Consider the following 20,772-nt stretch of genomic DNA (forward strand, 5'->3'; position numbering starts at 1 on the left):
TACCGCATTGCTCATTCATTCAAGCAATTAATCATATATTAATTCTCAACCAAGCGACGAATGATTTAGGATTAAAATTAATATAGTCTCCCTGCAACCCATGTTCAAGGATGAACTTAGACATTAGGCTAAGAATTAGGGATTCCTCCAAATGAACGTCAATACAAATATTACTATCCTTCAAATACTTGTAATGTTTTTTTTTCGCAGTTAATTTCTTCAACATTCCGGAATCAACTGCTAGAAAAAATGTCTGATTTGAGTCGGTTTCTCTCGAATAGGTTTTCGTCACAATATAGGCACTCCGACTTGATAGCTTTTCAAGCCTATATTTAACCCTCATTCTTCCGGCTGAATATGAAGCAAACTCTATGAAACTGTAATGAGCCGATGTAGCATAAATATAGGTACCACTATCTAATATTTTATTAACTAATCGTCCCTGATAAAATTTGCAATTTATATCAGACTCTCCTTGAGGAAGTACGCTTTGGGCCGAAATCGGCACTGTAAAAAGCAACCCTATAAAACCTAGTATTAGGTGACTCATACTTTAAATTCCGAACAATCGTTCTTACAATATGAACAATCTAACCAATAATTAGCAGCAATCCGAAACAACTATAAAACTATTGTTTCTCAGACTTGACTTCTTCAATAATCTTTTTAATGTCTTCTCCCCCCGGCTCTCCTGCATTGCCTTGTTCAGTAGGAACACTGACTTTTTTATTTCCATTGTGCCTATAATATCCTGCGAATTTTTTATATAATGGATTCCCCTTTTTTATACCTTCAATGGTTTGATTTTTTTCTACTTTCTTTCTATCATCCTTGCTTCTTAGTCTTACTTGTCCATTTTTTTTAACTTTAGTAACTGTAGCAGAGTGCTGAATTTGCCCTTCATCTGTTTCAAAAATTGCAATATCCCCAGGCTTTACATCCTCTGCTTTTACCGGTGTAAACTCTGCCGTATTCTTATAGATTTTCGACACATTGTCATCACCATTATCATCCAAGCCGGCAACAGTAAAATCAAATCTTCCAGGACGAAAATCTAACGAATTCCCATGACAATTACTTATCCTCGGATCTCCCGTATTTTGAAAGGCAGTCAACTTATCCCCTCTATTTATATACTCCCCCACCACTGTTTTACCTTCATCTAACCAGGTAACGTTGTCAATCGTGCTTACCAAATTATATCTTACAGCTTCTACGGCTTGACCATCATTTGTATAAAAATAGTAACGGCGTGTTTCGTAAACTAAGTTTCCATTTACTTCATACTCAACCTTACCAACTGTAAAAATAATATTCCCATTTTTATCAACAAGCCAATTTCCGGTCGCGTCTTTAAATTGTAGGACACTATTTCCGCCAAAGACATAAGGTGATAAATTAGGATATTTATCTGAATAAGCATCAACACTAAGCCACCTTCCAATCCTGTTATCATAAATCCTAGCTCCAAAATCTAGCTGATTCCCCAACCCCTTCACTTCATTATCATTCTCCTTACCATTAAACCCATACCTATATATTCCCCTACCCTCCACATTCGAGCTATCACACACCATCGCCTTCGTAGTCGTCACGACATCAACCCGTTGCAGGCTAAAGTTATCAATTGTGTAAGGAACATCCAAACCATCGGCCGCACTATTGGTATTTGTCCGGGCGAATTCAACCTTTAACTCATCAGCGCCCGCTGGAACTGTAAAATTAAACTGATAATCACCGGAATTGAAATAGGTTAGTCCACGCTGGTCAGTTATAGTCCAGGGGCCGCCTGCTGTTCTAACAGAGAACTGTAGGAATAACCGCTTGTCGTTTACTGCCTGCGTGGTGCTAAATTTCACTAAATAGCGCTTACCACCCTCGATCGGCACATCAGTCATCAACCGGCTGTCAGCTGCGTTGGTACAGTTAACCTGTATTTTCTTGTCCGTTGTGCCTGTGACCGAGAGGCTCGTGATGGTGTTATTTCCTGGCGTCCAGATCTGGCCATTATCATTCACATTCACGCCACTCATCGTCGCATTGTTGAAGTCAGTAGACAAATTAGTGACCATGTTTACACCATGGTGTTTCTTGAACGTAAAATTGTCGACAATGAAATACAAACCAGCAGTAGCTGTTGGCCTTGCCGAGATCCTAAGCGCCACATAGTTTCCAACAGTAGCGCCGGTTGTAAAGATAATTGAACGGCGCCCCAATCCGCTTTGTACCATGCTTACGCGGTAACTGTCATTGGTTTGTGACAAAGCCTGGATATTGAATTCTGTAATAGCGCTTGATTGCTCCAGGATATCAATCCCCATTTCGTAGGTGGTGAATGGCTCAATGTTCGCCGAAGGAACTACGACCAGCATTCCATCACTCGAGGAAGTCCCACTATTCTCCACCCTGAATTTGCCGTTCACCACCGACACGATGCCATTGACCTGTGGTTGCCAGGTAACCCCCTTGTGCAGGTATCTGTTGCCAGCCTGTGCCACTACACCACTATCCAGGTTACTTTCAATCTTGGTTTCTACCAGGCTAACTTCTTGCTCACGGCAGCCTCCACAAACCATCACCGGCCTCACCGGCATGGTGTCCAACCGCGTGATGCTGAAGTTGTCGATACTGTAAGGTGTATTGTAGCCATCATAGGAATTACCATTGTTTGACCTGGCAAATTCCAGTCGGGCCGAATCTGCACCAGACGGATGGGTAAAATTGAGCATCATGTTCCCAGCCCCCACGACAAAAACCCCTTGCGCTTCAGTTTGCGACCACACGCCATTTATTTTGGCAAACCAACGAACCGCCAAACGTTTGTCAAGTGCATTCTGCCCCATATTAAACCGCAACAGATAATTTTTTCCGCCTGGCAGCGCAATTTCTGTTTTTAAGTAAGCCTGATCTGTATTCGTGCAGGTAATTGTTAATCGCTTATCGCTGCTATTGGTTAAACCCAAGCTGGTGATCGTTGAATTGATCGGTTTCCACTCCAAACCATCGCCCTTTACGATACCATTGGTCAATACCGAATTATTGAAATCCGTACTAAACTCGGGTTGCTCATCCACCACCTTAAACTTCCTGATCCGCAAATTGTCGACTACAAAATAAGTCCCTGCACCCACCTGATTAGAAGATATGCGCAGCCGGATATAGCCAGGAAGCACTTCAGGACTTGTAAACATGATCGAATGATGTCCAGCTCCGACTTTCTGGCTCATAACACGATAAACATCATTGGTAGGTGTATGTGCTTGGGCATTAAAATAGAAGATATTAGAGGATTTATCTGTTATATCAAACTCGATGACATACGTTGTATTGGCTTCAACATCTTCTGCAGGCAAATAAGCTGCAATGCCATCACTCGCCCCGCCTCCATTAGTAACCAGCACAGCCTGATTACTCAAAGTAACAGTAGCTGAACTTAAACCAGCATAGCGAATACCATTATGTTGCACATCAACACCATTTTGAGAGGCGCCGGTTCCGAGGTCACTCGTCACCAATTCCACCACATTGTCCTGCAGTTCTTCCCGGCAATCTGTGGTTGTCGCACTCCTGCCAGGCATGATCATACCAAACGGATAGTAAGATTGTGCGCTACGCACATCTGCATAATAATAACTCACCAATGTATCTTCTGCCCCGGCAATGATGCCTCTTCTGGTATCCGCCACCGTCGCCAATACGTTCCCCAGGTGATTGGCCAGCTCATATTGTTTGAATCCACGGTAGGTATAAGAACTGTCGGACTGCGTGATCGCTGCCGGTCCGTTGTCCACCATTTGCCGTACCGTAAATACACCCAGCCTGCTGCTGCCATTAATAGTACGCTCTGTGATAACGGGCGTTAAATTGGCCAGATCAGTTGCGCTACTGCTATCATAGTAAACAGCAACAGTATTGCCACGAGCATCCCGCACATACCAGGTGTACTCTTTCATAGTGGTGCCCTGTCGTTCAACAGTTTTGCTGATCCGGTTTCCCTGAGCATCATACGTATAGGCTATCCGGCTCACTTTGTTGCCAATGCTGGGATTGCGGATAATTTCCTGGATCTTGCCGTAAACGGTCCACTTGATCGATTGTATTCCCTCCGCACTATCCTTGATCATATTCCCAATAGAATCATAGCGATAGTTCTCCGCAGCTTGCTGGTGATCGATGTCCATGCTATAGGTTCCCGCCGACGCATTGTCTGCCACCCGCTTTAACTGATTCGTCTGCGGATAATAACTGTAGGTAAGGTCATCCATCAACGCATTAGTACCAACCAGGTTACCTGTACGGCGATACTGGAGAATATTACCATTGGCATCGTACGCGACACGTTCCTTATACTGGTCCAACTGTTTTACCGCGCTCCAGCTATTGGTGGTAGCATTGAAACCCTTATAGGTGTCGAGTTGCCTGATCCTGTTGAGCTGGTCGTATTTATAGTTATATAACAACGTACTGCCAAAAGAAAGGCCAGGAATATGTACCGAATCCAGGCTCTCCGCCATGCTGCTGATATTACCATTGTACAACGGCCGGTAAGCGCTGTCAGGCAGAAACGCCAGATAACCTGGGAATGGCGATACGGTAGCGCTGATCGGGAAATAATCTCCGCCAAAATAATTAAGCCCAAAGCCAAACACATCCCTTCCCACAAATTGACGCAGACTTCCGGTTAACCCGTCATTACCCATGTCCAGACTCCCCTTCAAACCCACGCTGTTCACCCCTTTTAGCCAGCCTTGTAAAGTGTAAGCATAATCTAGTCCTTGCACCTGCTGCGCGCCCACCGTTGTGCGCGCCAAAGGTCCATGCAGGTAATAGTCGTAACTGACTTCTTTTTCCCAATTGACTCCATCAGTACTGGTTTCGGCAGCTATGAGCCGGTTAGAGGCATCATATAAAAACCGGTGCGACCACTGATCGGCCCAACCTTTTTGATAATGAACAGCATTGACCTTTCCACTGATGAGGTCATACTCATATACCAGCTTCTTCCACCGGTTGCCGTTCTTGTTCATCATATTCGGCGTAGCGTTGGCCTGCCCATAATCCTGCAACAAACTATCTACGTTGCCGTGTATATCATAACTATAGAAACTACCCTGGTTAAATCCGGCGGCAACACCCGGCGAATCTGTATAGGTCATGTAGCTCACGCGGTTGCGCAGGTTTTGCTGTTGAATGATCAACCTGGCTTCTACCGTGCCAAATCCAAGGTAAGCTGCATCATACACGGTTTCTGTAACCTGGCCGCGATACTTTACCAGGTTGGTAAACCATGTCGAAAGCATCGACTCGTTGCGCGTAAGTGCGTCATTGATCAGCTTTGAAGAAGTATCCCTGATCTGCCCTACCTCGGTAATCCGACCCAATGAATCGTACCGTGTATAGCTGAAGAAGCGGCTTCCGGCAGTACTAATACCTTTCTGCTTGCTATTTTGGCTTAAAACCAGCCGTCCAAGACGATCATACCAGAAATAAGAGCCACCCGCGTCTGGTGTCTTTTGAGCCACCATCTGATTTATCGTATTGTAACGATAGTCCGTTGTCAATATATGTGCTGGAACAACTACTTGTCGCGCCGTCCTTGCTGTCGATACACTATTCAACCACAACGAATCATAATTGGCCCTTACACCGGCAGGTGGCACCGTCTTCGCAAGATTGCCTGCCTGGTCATAATAATAGAGGGTATAGTGATACTCGCTCACCCGATGATGAACAGTAAAGCTTTCGTACTTATAGGCATCCAGACACTTCGCGCGATAATTGCTGTCAAATTTACCGATCAAAGAATCCCTATATGCCTGGTAGAACTCTTGCGCCCTGCTGGCGATAAAGAAGGTCGAGTCACTGCAGTTGGTTATCTCATCAACGGCAACTGGCGGTAGAACAGGCTCAACTCGACCACACAAAGTGAGATCGCGCAGGGTCTCATCCTCACAACGATCCTCCGGACAAACTACTTGCCAGTCCGGCTCATTTCGAATACCCACTTTCGTAGCAGGTTTAGAATGATTGGCCTGTGCATAGGTGGAGGCAACATCGGCCTGCCTAACAACAGTGACGTTGGTGAAGTTAATGTGACTGGAAGCTGTGTCGCATCCCACAACACCCATGGAGTCTGTGTGAACAAGCCACATTATATTGGCTGTTCCTGGTTCGAATTCTACGTCATAGCAAGCGACCAGCATGGTGTAATTACCCTCCAGATCCTGGACGAGACCGGCTGAAGTGTGCCAGGGTTGCAGCGTATACTTTCTTTGCCAAACGATTCCATCCCTGTATACTAGCATCATTTTTTTATAATTAACCCACTGGTCGTCGTCCCAGCTTGCAGCAAAACCACCACCAGCAATGGGGATTAATTGCTGGTTCGCCAACAAAGTATCTGTTAATACCGGCCTCCGGGCACTAATAACCCCTCCAATGGAATCCATCTCGAGGATATAAGGCTTATCCGCCCCGTCCACTGCATCACGATAAGTGGCATTGACCAGATAGCCAGTTCCATTCTTATGGGCGCCATTGAAACGGGTATCAACGCTTGTCTTATAAAGCTTGGGGACATAAGCACCAGTAATGACACCCGATCCATTAAAGGCAGGTTTCTTGGGCACTTTGAACAGGAAACCGCTATAACCAGCTCCCAATCCAACATTACTGCTAAGCTTACTCCCAAAAACGACCAGTGAATCTCTCTCTTCCACCAGCGCAGACACTTTTACGGAATCCCACGAATCAGGACCGGGCCACACCCCTCCCAGGCAAATACTGGAAGGTATAAATACATTAGACAGGTATTTTCCCGCTTCGGTATAATAGTATACACCAAACCCATCTTTACAATCAATGCCCCCCCGTACCAGTACGGCATAATCCCTGTCGGCCATTTGAATGACATCCACAGCCGTCGCGCTGTCGATCGTTTGCGCCCACTGAACCGTACCTCTTTTATCAACTTTCATGACGACCGCACCAACCTCTCGGAAAAACGGATCATGCATCCCACGACCACCGGCGGTAATAAATCCTCCGTCACTGGCTGCTTTGATCGTGGAAAAATGAGAAATGCTATCGCTATAAGTTTTTGTCCACAGCATCCTGCCACGATTATCCATGCGCATCAGGAAAGCCACATTAGCTTCCGGTGCACCGGGGAAATAAGCCCAGTTAGTACCTCCCGCAAGCGCCGTCCCCCCGTCAAAAGTGGCAGCAATATCATTTGGCCTAAAATTGGTAATATAAGAAGTAGGCAAATATCGACCAATATATCCTTCGCCTTCAAAACAGGTATCTGCGCCGCAAACCTGGGCACTTCTGCCTGTTTTCTTAATGTATTCCTCATTAATGTATTGAAACTGGGTAGCGCCTCGTTGGGGATGCCCATTAAAATGATTATTGTAGAATTGCCTGAACGCCTCTTCACAAGAAGGCAATGCGCAAAGACCATTTGTATCGGGTTTGGACAGATAAGGATCATTCTCAAAATCCTCGGAATACAGTACATTTCCGTTTTTGTCATACAATTTGATCCAGTCGACCTCAACAATGTTTTCTCCGTTTATCTGCACGATCAACTTATCCAAGGCAGGTATCTGATCATTTGCAAGGTGATCTATCTCAACCAGCAAAGTATCATCATAAAAGAGGCGGTACTTCTCCGGCGTCACCACATATTTATAGGTCCTCCAGCGATCCAGGAACCCAAGCGGTATCCTGGCATCATTTACTCCCTCATGTATGATTGGCGCATACTGATGATCATAGGTATAACCCCAACCTGGTGAAAAACCAGCTATAAAGCCTTGCCCTTCCCAGTTGTAAGCGGGGCTTTTGTGATTGGTAGACAATCCAATGAATCCGTCTTGTGATTGTCCCAATCCTTGTTGGGCACCGGTTTTGAGTCGCACTTCCCAGGAAAAGGCATTCTCTACGCAAAAGCTTCTTTGCGTATTGTATTCCAAGTAAGCACTTATATTTCCCTCCCCATCCCTGGGCAAGATTTTCAAAACCCCATTTTCGACCATACGCGCCACACCGTCCCTTTCAGTGTAACCCGGAGGGGGCGCCGGGAAGTATCTCACAGTCCAATCACGTCCCCCCAGGCGGTAGTTATTGACATATTTGTTCTTGATGACGTTAAAATAAGCTCGGAAGTCAGTCAGCAAATTGATCAATTCCTCCTTTGTGGACCCCTCGCCATACATGCCGCAGGAACGCGCAAATTCCAGATAATCAAAACTGGTCTTTGTGAAGCCCAATGTATAATTCATATACTGCTCATAAAGCAGATTTTTAGCCACCTGAACAGAATCGTTGGCGGCAAACTCCAATGCTGGAATATTGTTGGGATAGGTATAGTGATACAAAGCATCGGCATCCTTGAACTGCTGGCAATCTACACATACATCTCCTGTATTACATTGAAACACCGGAGGCAAAGTAAGGGGTGCGGCAGGATATTTACAATCAGCAGGTCCACCAGTAACCTGGCACAAAGACAATAAAGTATTCAAGGTAGCATCACTGATGCTTGTCTTGTAATATTTCTGCATATAATCGGAGAAGGAGGCATAATGCGCGGCCTGCGGCTGGTATTTGGCATACACCTCGGCTATCCTGGCACACTCACAATCATCCGGCTTTTTCATGATCGGCTTATTGCTGGTCGGCGCCTGCATATGATAAGCCTTGGGCGCTGTGATCACGTAGGCATTACAATTAGGCGCTACGCCAATCCCGTGTTGGGCATTGAAATCGCTGATCACGTTCTCGAAACTTTGATCAACCATCATGCTGGTGCCCGGCTTTACGGTACTGGAGCCGTACGGATGGCTGGCATCGGCGCCATTTTTACAAACTGCAATTAACCGGGGAATAATCTCATTTACAATACTGGCAGAATCATATACCGCGCAGGTTTTTAACTGATTAAACCATTGCGTAACATACGCCCTGCAATTGGCATCGTAGTATTCAGTAAGAGCATTCTCATTCTTTAACTTCCAGGCATCCGCACCTGCCTGATCGGAAGGCAGGTCGACATTGTTGTTGGACAGCGCTTCCCAGGCATCACTGAAATGCGGTTGGTGGCCCGATGCAATAAGATTAGCAGGCGTAATACAATTTTGGCAGCTATCCTTTATCCATTTATTGACAACATTTCGTTTGATATCCAGGTACATCTGGCGGAAAGACAACCACGCCATGTTCAACTCACCTTCACACATGGTAGCAGGGTTAAAAGCATTACCTACTACGCCATAGGTGTCAAAACAAGTACCACTTGCCCCCTCGCACATCGCAGCCATAGAGGCCACACTCCACATGGTAACGAATTGGGTATTATTCTTCCTGAACTTCGTTAGCGAGTCGCGCAATGATTGCTGGAAGGTAGTACCCCTTGAAGTATACAATGGATCAGCTTCGATAAAACCAGCCGTTCCGGTAAATTGATTGAATGGCGCTGTACCGATATTGAGGGGGTTCAGGTATCCACGTTTTTTTGCTTCCGCATACGTCTCCACGGATTCAAACCTGCGATCCCATTTATGACTTTCAGTCAAAAGCTCGTACCGCGTCAGTTTTCCATACTCAGGGTGAAGCGGCAACAAGGCCTCCGCCCAGGACGGCTTGAATTTCTGGGCAAACAATTCTATGCTTAATTTACCCGGAGACACCATCTTACCAGCGCCTTCATCGTACACCAAATCCAGATTACCATCCTCATTGCGGTAATCAACGATGGTAGTATACTTCGCTACCGTATCGGGAGCGTCGCCATCCTGGCTGTTGAAGAATACAGAAAGCAGGTCCGATTCACGATCCAGGTCGGCATATTGACCCGACGAAGGCATCAGGTCCATCAACATTGCTTTGCGGATCTCTCCTGCTTCTGTCAGCGAGTCGCACAATTCCTTACACTCCTGTAAAGCGTAGCGATAGGCTGATTGAGCTTGCTGGAGATAAGCTGCCGTGTCTGCGCCGACTCCCCCATTGTTCTTGAATTTCACCCAAAACTGCTCCCAGGTCCCCAGGTTCAGCTCACAACTTTCACAGCTGGGTTTACACTGCAGTTGTCCTACCACAACTGCCCGCTGCTCCTGCACAAAGGTCTCCAGGCTCTTCGTCAGGTTGTTGCGGCTGAATACCGAGTCACGGTAGTAGTCCATACCATATTGACTAAGGGTCAACTTTTTGGTAACCTCATAACTTCCCTCTTGCAGCCACTTGGTAAATGTAACCGTAAAGCCACTGTCTTTTCCACAGGTGGTATCGATCTGCGACAACGAGAAATTGCGAACCAAGGTGTCGAACGGCTGACCACCGAGCTTCTGGTTATTGCAATCATCTGTTATCGTGATCTGCAGGTCATATAAACAGTCATAGCAGAAGGTAGCTGCGCTCGCGCCTTCCAGTTGCAGACTCTGCGGATCAAGCTTATAGGTAAAAGTGTGATTACCAGCCATAGGCACCAGTAGCCCTTTTTTACTTTCTATCGTACGATCCCTGATCACCGCTGACTGCGCAGTCAGCAGGTTGTCCGTCCGCATCGACGAATTATTGGAAGGCAATTTATCCAGCTTGATACTATCGGGTGGCGTGCCGGCAAGCGCGGTGGCGATGGTCTTGCCTTTCATATCAACATAGGTTACACTATATTGCCCATTCGCATCCCGAACCATGTTTTTGGTATAATGGGTATAGTCACCCACTTCTGTACCAAAGAGGGCATCCAGCTCACGTTGATCTGGCGTACCATAGTAGTACCTGGTCTCGTGCCCGCTGCCAATCCGGAACTGCTCTCCTACGCCACTCTGCCGCGCAATGCGACCCGTATTATCTTGTGTAAATTCTGTCTCCGTAAAAGGGAACCCCTTGGCATTCGGTATAAACTTGTGCATGCCGGAATCCCTCAGCTCATTGGCAGGTGAATAATACCGGGAAGCACCGGAGGTGGTATCCATAGGAATACCCTGCACGGAACAATACATATCTGCACTTGTCAGCGTATCGTATAAACTTTTATCGTACACCACGCCATTGAGGCCCATATTGAGGTTTCGGGTGTAGCCGATCACGGAACTTAAGGTAGGCGCAGGCAACACCTGGATTACTGGCCTGCCCTGGTAGTCATAAAAGGTTTCCGCAACAATTGTCCTATTGGTGCTATTCTCCTTGGTTACAATTTGCCGTTCTCGAAGACCACCATCGAAATATTTAAGAACCGTTTTAAGCTTCCCTTCCTCAGCGAAGGAAGTAGTAGCTTGCCAGTTGAGGTTGCGTTCGTGACCATTATAACTGAATATGCGCAGCCCGCCGGGCTTGCTTGTGCTCCAATAGGCCTCTATCCTTACATCTGCGTTTTTTACCTGCACCGCACGTACCCGGTAAAACAACTTACCGGTATTGTCATAGAACAGCGGAATGTGGTAACTGGTACCTGTAATAGTTACACGGGTAGCGTTATTTTCAAAAATACGGTCGGCATCGGGGTTGCTGGGGTTGCCATACAGCCCCTCTTCCAGGGCATCCGCATCGATATAGGTCCACTCAAGGTCGTATTCATCTGCCCCAATCATAGGCGACCACGATACCGGTAGTTCGTCCAGGTCAGTATTGGGTGCCAGGGCCGTATGGCCAACCTCCTCAATCACCTGTGCCGCACAATCGAATGAATATTGCGGAAAGCTTTGCAACTGGTTTGTCACCTTTAATGCCCCCCATACGTTCCAGCCTGCGCTGGTGGAAAGCTGCAACACCTTTACCTCCACCCGGTATCCGCCTGTAAATACATAGGTACTCTTCGCCCGGTAGTTACTGGCGGTGTCATACGTGATGGTAAAGTCCCGGTCGATCGAATCTACCGGTCCGGTAGCATTACGGGTGATGTAGATGCGCAGTTTGGCAGTAGCTGTAAAACTACTACGCAGATACACCGGCAATCCTTCATGGATCTCCAATGACACCAGGTTTTGGACATCGTATGGTCTTTGCAACCTGGTATAATTGGCCTCGAAGTACTTGGCGTCTTCCACCATGATCGTCGAGTCTACTTTCAGGCTTCCGATACTGCCATCCAACACCTTAAGGATAGGTTGGTCCCCCCCTGCGCGCGTGATCAATGCCAGCAACAGGAAAGGTACAAGTGCAGTTAGCCGTTTAATGGACATTAGCTTTCTCATAGATAGTTCATCAAAAAGTGCCAACCAGGTATTTAGAGCCCCTGGCTACCAAAAAATATTTTGTAATTGTTGTATGCCGCAGCCGGGTGGTATTCTGTTCCCTCCCGGGTGATATACCGGTCAGTAGTGAACACACTTTCCTCAACGCCACCAGACGAGTAATTGGAGTACAGGGTCTCGACGATGGCATAGCTGTCTTGGTCATTCACCTGCGACCGGACCGACGGGTCATATAACTGGCCCGATTTCATCACCGACACCATCCTTTCTATATAGCCACTTTTTTTACTGATATGCCAGGAAAGTTCTTTATATACCGGGTGTTGATTGAACACAAGCTTGATGACGCGCCTGGTCCCGTCTTCCGTGAAACTCGACTGTATGTCCTTACCGGTTCGCAAAAGACTATCGAGCATATCCAAAGCCTGCGGCGCCATACCCTGGAGCGCCATGGAATGGGCGATCTCCTTACTGGGTTTAGACAGGTAGATCAATTGATCTTCCTTGAATAGCAGGATCTGGTAATCATTGTTCAGGATACACTCGGTTTCTGCCAGGCTATACCAGCAACGACCACGGCTGATCTTAACCTGACCTTTCATCGAATCGAGGAATAGACCGGGCTTATCCAGCGCCGCATACCGGTATTCGATGGAAAAACTGAGTTGCGGGCTACGGCTATACGTAGTAACCAACTGTTGCATAGCAGACACAACGGCTGCCGGGTTGTCCTGGGCGGCACCAGCTATAGTGCTACCAATTGCTATCAAAAAAGCGATTAGTTGTTTCTTCATGATCGACGGTTTAAGGTTTAACCATAGCGCTTCTGGTTTCCTGGATGGTTTTTATGCCGCGTTGTGTTTCCTTCTTCGTACGGATCAGGGTTCCTTCATCATCGTATTCATACAACGTACTATAATTGTTCTCATCCAGTTCTGCCATCAGGCGAAGATTGACCGGGTGGAAGACAAACGATTTCATATTGGCGTTGAAAGGATGTATCCGCAGGTCATCGAAGAAGACATCGGTTGATCCGGTCGCCTTCAACCTCACACTGACCGTATTCGCGTTTGCCGGGATGGTAAATACCCCCTCATACCGTTGCCAGCCCTCGATAATGGAACCCGTAGGATTGAACTCGATGGAACCGCTGCTTTCACCGAACACAACCTCTATCTTGTTGTTCTCGTACGTCGAGCCCGTGCAGACTTGCGCTTCCTTCACCCAGGCGCTGATCACCATTCTCTTACCAGGAATGGGTGTAAATACCGGGAGCAGGATTTTGTCGGTAGTTCTGATCTCATCGAGGGCCGTCGACGCACAAACCAATTTCGTGGTAATATTGAGTCCGGGAATGATGGCATCTGCTTCCGGCAACGCGATCCCGAAACTGATACCTGTGGTGTCAGTGGGCTTTACGCGTAAACTGCTCTTCCCGGTATGACGCTGGGTAGTATCTATTTTTTGTGCATAAGCAGAGAAGTCAAAATGCTTACCGGGTGCGCAGCCATTATCACAGGTCTTGGTGATAAAACCATAATCTTCGAAACCTTCGAAAGCCGACTCGCGGAAGCGACTGTTTTGAACAACAGTCACCGGAAGGGTTTGATTATAACCATATTGACCGGAATTGTACCTGCCCAACGGATCCCTGTTCTCCAATTCAAAACCTTTCCGGCTGAATAAGGTTCCTTCCGCATTCCACACCCAGTGGGCGGTATCGTATTGCGGCTTCAATTGACCAGCATCAAAAGCCCAGAAAGGAGCAAACTCTTTAAAATTGCCATCCTGGCGAATATTGGTAGCTACATAAGGATTGCCGGCTGCCCGCTGCCCGTAGTAGGCATAGCTTTTATGTCCACGCCAGTTGCCCAATATGCCAGATACATAAGGATTGATGGCAGTGTCTTTCACCAGGCTGGCGCAGCTCACCGTCACCGAGGTATCCTTCGGCTGCGGCATCGTTTTGCGACACACAAATGCCGTGGTATCACCAGCTGACAACGTGTAACCAAATGGGCAGCTAAAACCAGTAGGGAATGTTTGATCAACAACGTCCTTGGTGGAGAATAGTAGTCGCAGGTCGTTGTAACTCTCAGCAGCCATCAACTCATCCTGCGTATTATCGTAGATCTCCAGGCCCATACCCGTAGCGGTGTTAGCATGGTCCTGGCCGCTTATTCCAATTAAATGATTTCCCTTTTTAAAAAACCGGGGATAAACATGCCACACCTGGTGATTTTCCAGCTCTGGATCACCCAGGGAATCTTTTCTGATAACAGTTCCGTCAACTGTGATGCGCACGTAATTGTCGGCGGCCGCTCCAATATAATAGACTCCATCATGCGGAAAGAAAATAGGTACTGTAAATCCAAACCACTGACCACTTGGAATTGTCGAAGGCGGGCAGATCCAAACCACAGTCCTGTTCAGTGGACCTACCGAATCATACAATGGTCGAGGTGCTCTCAAAACACTCATTTCAGCTCTCCCCGAAATACTGTCCGGATTATTCTTCTTCAACATCTTCCTGTCTGCTGTGCCATCGCCAGGCGTTGGCGACTCTAATGGAGGCATGGGACTACAAAAGTCGAAACTCGCACTAGCATAGTTGATCCAAAAATTGTTGCTTACCGGAATCTGTATTCTCTTGAATGGTCTCTTGGTTGAATCGTAGGAAGTATAAATATAAGTACCGCAGGAAGAGTAGCGCGAATTACCCACCCCCGGACACACCGGGAAAAAGCCGCTAATGGTTGGGATAGTATCCTTTACACACGTACCGGCTTGACTATTGTACGTATACCCCGCCGGACAATCATAGGTGGTATATACTGTTTTCCGCTTGAACACATTACGGTCTTCAGTTTTCCAGAATTGCTTTTGCTCTGCCGCACTCGCAGCAATGACCTTGGAAGCTGTATCCAACCGGAGAACGTATTGACCCGATCCATTCTTTACTATTGGCGACGCCAGCGAAGTGACCGAACCAATGTTGCCCGACAGGTTCCTGCGCCCGGAACGGATGATCTTTAAACTGATATCAAATCCGTTATAGGGTTTTCCCTCCTGGTCGATAAAATACAACGAGCGGGTACCACCATTCACTACACTGCTATCAAAAGACCATATCTTGTTGTAGGTCGGGAATGTCGAAAACTCATCATTGCAATTCGCCCCTCCTGTCTTTTGTTTACCAGCTACCAGCAATTCATCGCCGCTGCTGAATAAACTATCGATTGAAGCAGAGCCGTTTGCGATCTTCCCTTCCCGGATGGTGATGCCATTCAATACAACATCGATATTCCGGTACGCCATACCCATACCATCATAAGCCCAATGTGAAGGCCAGTTGAAACTATATACCGGATCATTGAATTCATTCTGCGTCCGGTTCAACAAGGCTTCTCCGGTTTCGCTGTCATACAAGATGTCTTTGGTAGACACCTTACTGCCTTTATTGATATTGATCACACTATCTAGTATGCCATAGCGCTGTATTACTTTGGTGGTCGCCACGGAGCGATAGATATTCTCTTCCCGTTGCGCCAGGTTCAGGAACGAAGGGATCAGGAACAAAGGCGGCAAAAACGGCACCGAGAACATATCTGTATTCAGGCTCACGTTGTAGCCGTTCGTGATCGAGTACTGTTCCCGCATATCCAGCATCAGCTCCACATCCTTACCGATCACCGCATTGGAATCGATCGTACCGTCGGGCCTGATCACCATGGCCTTATTGCTCAAGCGTTTGAACTCGGCACGTGAATCCTCCACCCTATAGATCTGTTCGGTATAGGCCAGCGGATTCTTCGGATCTGTTTCTGCAAATACAGCCGTGGAGCGCTGCTTGCCATGCATATCGTTCAACTCGATCTTGAAACCCTGCGACAGTGCGATATGGTGTTTAGCGTTAATACGAAGCAGGTTGGCTAAGGCTGGCTTGTACCTTTTTTTCGCATCGTCATCCAACAGTGTTCTGTCGGTATAAGTCGGGAAATCATAGGCAGTATAAAAACGCGTGTCGGTGTAGCCATTGGCCGATTTCTTGTTCTTGTGGTGAATGGAGCGCACCCGCACATTGCTGTAGCCAATTCCGGCCGAAGGGAAGAACGATTCTCCCAAAGGCTCTTCAGTATAACCCATCGTTACAGGACCCAGGGGAGCCACCTTTTCTACATATTCAATTGGCACGCGGAAAGGGTTTTCTTCTCCGCCGAGGCCCGGCTCATAACTAGCCACACCACTGCTGATGGTCAAAAGCTTGCCATTCACCTCTTTTTCGTCGGTATAAATATATTCCTGACCATACACGGCCGCACGTTGATTCGTCATCTTGTTCCAGTTGTCATAGGTCAGGATGCGCTTAACGCGGTGTCCGCCACCATACTTTTTACCAATCGGTGTATTCAGCCGTACAAAACTGCGGGCCGTATCGATCTTCGTGGCCCACCGTTTGTTACGGGCAATGGCATCGAAAGAAGTAAATGCAGTGACGATATTGGTAGCCAGGGAGAACAACATCTTCACCCCTTCTGCCAGGTCCAGTTCGTCGCCTGTTTCCGAACCTGGGAAGGCTTTGGACGGAAGATTGAGACGCAGGTATTGAATAGCTGCTTTTGCGAGCGGACTATAACTGCCACCACTGTCTCCTTTCAGAGAGATACCGGCTACCTTGATCCAGATCACCCGGTCATTTACCCGGCCAAACGAACTGGCGCCATCGAGGTCAGCATAACAGGGAACATTTTCATACCCCACACCATAATTGTCGCCTGGCATTTCTACCGAAAGCTTGAAATAAAGCTTTCTGACACCAGCCAGGTACTTATGGTAAACATCCTGGATATTGGTAACCGAAGAGGGAACACGCACGTAAACGTACAACTGGTCACTGCTACGGGTGTGCAGCAGGTTGTCAGGTACGGCAGGCATGGCCGGACTGGTACCTAATCCAATGACACGGAACATCTCCATCGCCCGCTTGTTCTGCACAAACGCATAATCATCGCTTTCGTAATCTACTTTGAGTGCACCACCGGAAGGAAGCAAGATGGAGTCCAAAGACCAGGCCGCCGCATTCTTCGCGGCTTTCAGGCTATCCTGCAATGCATAAGGATAAAGAGCATTGGAGATCACATTGCCGGCTGTGGAACCGGGATTCTCCAGTGGATCCTTGTAGTTACCCCAACGGTCGAATGACTTGCTGTTGAAAGCAGGGTTGTTGGCATTATAATGAAAAACATATGGATTGTCTTTTCCTCTCTTGTTGCCATTATAACTAAAATAAACACTGTCCAGCGTTAGCTTTCCGGTTCCCGGGCCATTCACACCGGGACACAGTTTATAGGAATAGCGAAAATGCACCGTTTTGATCGGCCGCGCGGCCGTACCCTTGCGGGCAAAGTCGGACTTACTATACAGATTGATCTCTTTAAGTCGCTTGGTTTGTCCATTGTACAGCCGCGTACCTCTTTCATTGCTGGCAGGCATATCGTTGCGGTCTTCCACCGTGAAGGTCGCAACCATTGTTTTGGATTCAATCGAATGCAAATACCACAACTCCTTTTCACCATATATATAGTTACCCTTGTCATCGCGGTAATCAGTCTTTAACCCTTCCGAGAAGGTAACGCTATCAGGCACCGCTGGTGCACGCCATTGCAAAGGATTGGCTACCCCCGCGATCTTGCTGTAGTTGAATTTGACAGCGTCACCGATATCATCTTCGCTGATACCGTTACCGGTTACATCCGAATAGTCTGCAGACAGTATGCTTGTCAACAAGAAGGAGTGCGCGTACGCAGGCGTTTCTTCGCTATTGAAATACCAATCTTTGCCTTGTTTGTTTTTCGCCGTATTATCCGTTCCATGGTTATAACCTGCCAATCCCGTCTCCTCATTCCCGCGGTTATTCCTGCCATCTACAGCAAAAGTCACTTCCTTCTGCCGCAGGTTATATACAGGAATGCCATATACATAACGACGGCCGTCGGCATTCAGCACATTGATCTCAGATATATGGTTTTCTTTACGAAATTGATTCACGCGCTTTTCACGCAGCAAATACTTATTCACCCGGAAGGTGTCGATGGTCAGCGGCAGGTACAGATACTCTTTGGGGATCGGATGCAAGGCCCTGTCTGGATAAGACCAGCTCAGCTTGATCGACGATTTCCCCTTTCGTTCAAAATACTCGACCTTGATATTGTAAAACTCCCCTTCGATCAGATTCAGGTGAACACTATCCTGGTGCGCAGCATGGTCCTGCCAATCATTGATCCAGAGCGAATCATTGACCCAAAGGCGCACACCGTCATCAGACTCTGTCTGAAAAGTATATTTTCCGGTAACCGGCGCTTTCACACGCCCCACCCAACGTATCGAAAAGAAGTCGCCTGGTGGGCCCGGAATTGAAGGCACATTGGCAGCGCCTTTATTCCAATTGAAATTGATACCCGTATCGGTACGGTAAAAGAAAGGAGCTCCCTTCAGATCGACTGTCCGGAAATAAGTGGCCTCCAAACCGGTTCCCTTCCCCTCTATGTTGGTCACTTCTCCTTCAGCACACAGTCCCGCACTGAATTCATTGATCGTGTGACTTTCAATATATTTCGATAAAGCTACCTGACTGGCTTCTTTAGCACTCAGGTAAGAAATCACCTGCGTCCGCTTGTCGCGGGTGTTCTTGACGGCGTTTTCGCGTGTCAATCGGTTTCTGCCCACGTATTGCTTATTGCGATACCGGTTCAGGTAATTCGTAGCCATGATATTGGAACTGCTCTTATCGGTTTGATACAGTCCAACCGTCACCACATCGTCCCCACCGATCGCCTCATAAAAATCTTGCGCATTGATGGCCTTTTCACCCGGGTTACGGAAATAAACTGACTGGAAGGCAGCCGAATCACGCCGGAAGTCAATCACATTTCTAAGGGCGTTCTTGTCAAGCCAGGGACCATTCTGTGTAAAGGCCCGGTTGATATTCAGGTCAACACCACCATGCACCATATCGCCAAGTCCCACGTCGATACTCATCCTGTCCGAAACATCCTTCGTACGAATAAAATGATCGTGAATAAATCCGATATCGCCGCGGTAGGGACGGAACATACCGCCTGTACCCTCGCCGGTTATAGAGAATGCATCATAGGTATAACTGGGAATGGCAATATTGGGTACAGCGGGCTTCTCCCTGTAAGGGATTTCCTTTTCCCGGTTGAAGTCCAGCAACGAAGCACGATTCTGTGCCCCATCCTGGTAATGCAGGTAACCGTAGGCCGGTAAGGAGATCGCACTATCCTTGCCAGCAATATATTGTTTGGAAACATAGCCACTCAGGTAAAAGCTCGGATGTATCACCTTACCCAGGCCACCCACCTTGCCCGTAAAGGAATACTGCGAACTGGTATAAGGCATGGAAATAGAAGGGGTATACGAAGGCGTAGCAAAGGAGATCGTAGCAGGTATAGAACCATTGTAACTAGCCTTTTGGTTCATGATATCCTTGCCAGTTTGCCGGAAACCTGCACTTAGTTGCAGCGCCTTCAAGCCCGATCGCGAATTGTAAGGAGCCGAGATGGAAAAACCACCCAGCGCCAATGAATTCTGATCGGCTTCATTTTGTTTGAATTTGACCGAAAGCGAGGGCGCCAGCGATAGACCATCCATCGAACTATTGGTGATGGATAAGCCACCGGTCAATTGCCCCTTACCCGGTTTGCCTGCACTGATACTGGCATTGAGGCCCTGTTCAATCCCCCAGCCACGGTAATTATTATGGACGATGCCGAGACTGGCTCCAAATTTCAAACTGACTGAGCTATCGATACCGCCACCATTCTTTGGAAAACCTGCGATCTCGAGGTCAGCCCCTCCCGTCACACCGATCGTCTTATTAGGACGTATGCTCATTTCCTTCTTGATCGAATCGAACTGACCATTGAAATCATCCGGCAGTCCACGCATATTCCTGGTTACCGTGCCGGGGTTGACATTCCACCCGAGACCGACCCAGCTGGCCTCCTGCTCCATCGACACGCCAGCGCGGTACGATAAATTGACCGGGTACCCACCCACATCCATCAGCGGTATATTGTACGAAAAGTCGCCGCTGAACAGATCCACGAGATTCGAGTTATTGACAGAGGAAAAAGTTGACATCTCCGGCTGACCTGGCCCACCACCATCGACAGCAGCAGGTTCAGTCATCGCTCCACCTGCTCCTGAAAAGACAAGCTTTGGTAAAGTGCTGGCCGGAAGTGCTGAAAGCCCCTTTTTGTCGTCAGCCAGATTGCTGGCACGCAAGTAGGATAAGCTGTTATCAAAAGTCCGTGTCGTCTTCGCAGCCAATCGGGCAGACAACGGCACCCTGCCCTCACTCCTGCCTGAAACCGGAATCAAGAGAAATTCCAGGTAGAACAATGCCATAAAGAACCAGGCAATCGACTTGTGATAACGTACCAGAGAAACTAACATGCAGTATTATTTTTACGTGAATCGTCAATGGATCGGATCGGCCAGGCAAGAAACTGGCCTGTTGCCACGGCCTGTAGCAATGAAAAAGCGCTGTTTC

3 protein-coding genes are annotated in these 20,772 nt (G+C 47.6%); all 3 read right to left on the reverse strand.

Annotated elements, in window-relative coordinates:
- Positions 1-629: 629 nt before the first annotated feature.
- The 3 genes from P2W70_RS17435 to P2W70_RS17445 are packed head-to-tail and all read right to left on the reverse strand — an operon-like array spanning position 630 to position 20,675.
- Positions 630-12,197, reverse strand: coding sequence for an RHS repeat-associated core domain-containing protein (locus P2W70_RS17435; RefSeq protein ID WP_276482781.1), 11,568 nt, complete (start codon positions 12,195-12,197; stop codon positions 630-632).
- Between the two features lie 32 nt (positions 12,198-12,229).
- Positions 12,230-12,991, reverse strand: coding sequence for a LolA3 family protein (locus P2W70_RS17440; protein WP_276482782.1), 762 nt, complete (start codon positions 12,989-12,991; stop codon positions 12,230-12,232).
- Between the two features lie 10 nt (positions 12,992-13,001).
- Positions 13,002-20,675 carry a PA14 domain-containing protein gene (locus tag P2W70_RS17445; protein ID WP_276482783.1) on the reverse strand — a complete coding sequence of 2,558 codons (7,674 nt, stop codon included), beginning with the start codon at positions 20,673-20,675 and terminating at the stop codon, positions 13,002-13,004.
- Between the last annotated feature and the right edge of the window lie 97 nt (positions 20,676-20,772).

The sequence above is a fragment of the Paraflavitalea pollutisoli genome (assembly GCF_029360705.1).
In the GTDB taxonomy this organism is placed as follows: domain Bacteria; phylum Bacteroidota; class Bacteroidia; order Chitinophagales; family Chitinophagaceae; genus Paraflavitalea; species Paraflavitalea pollutisoli.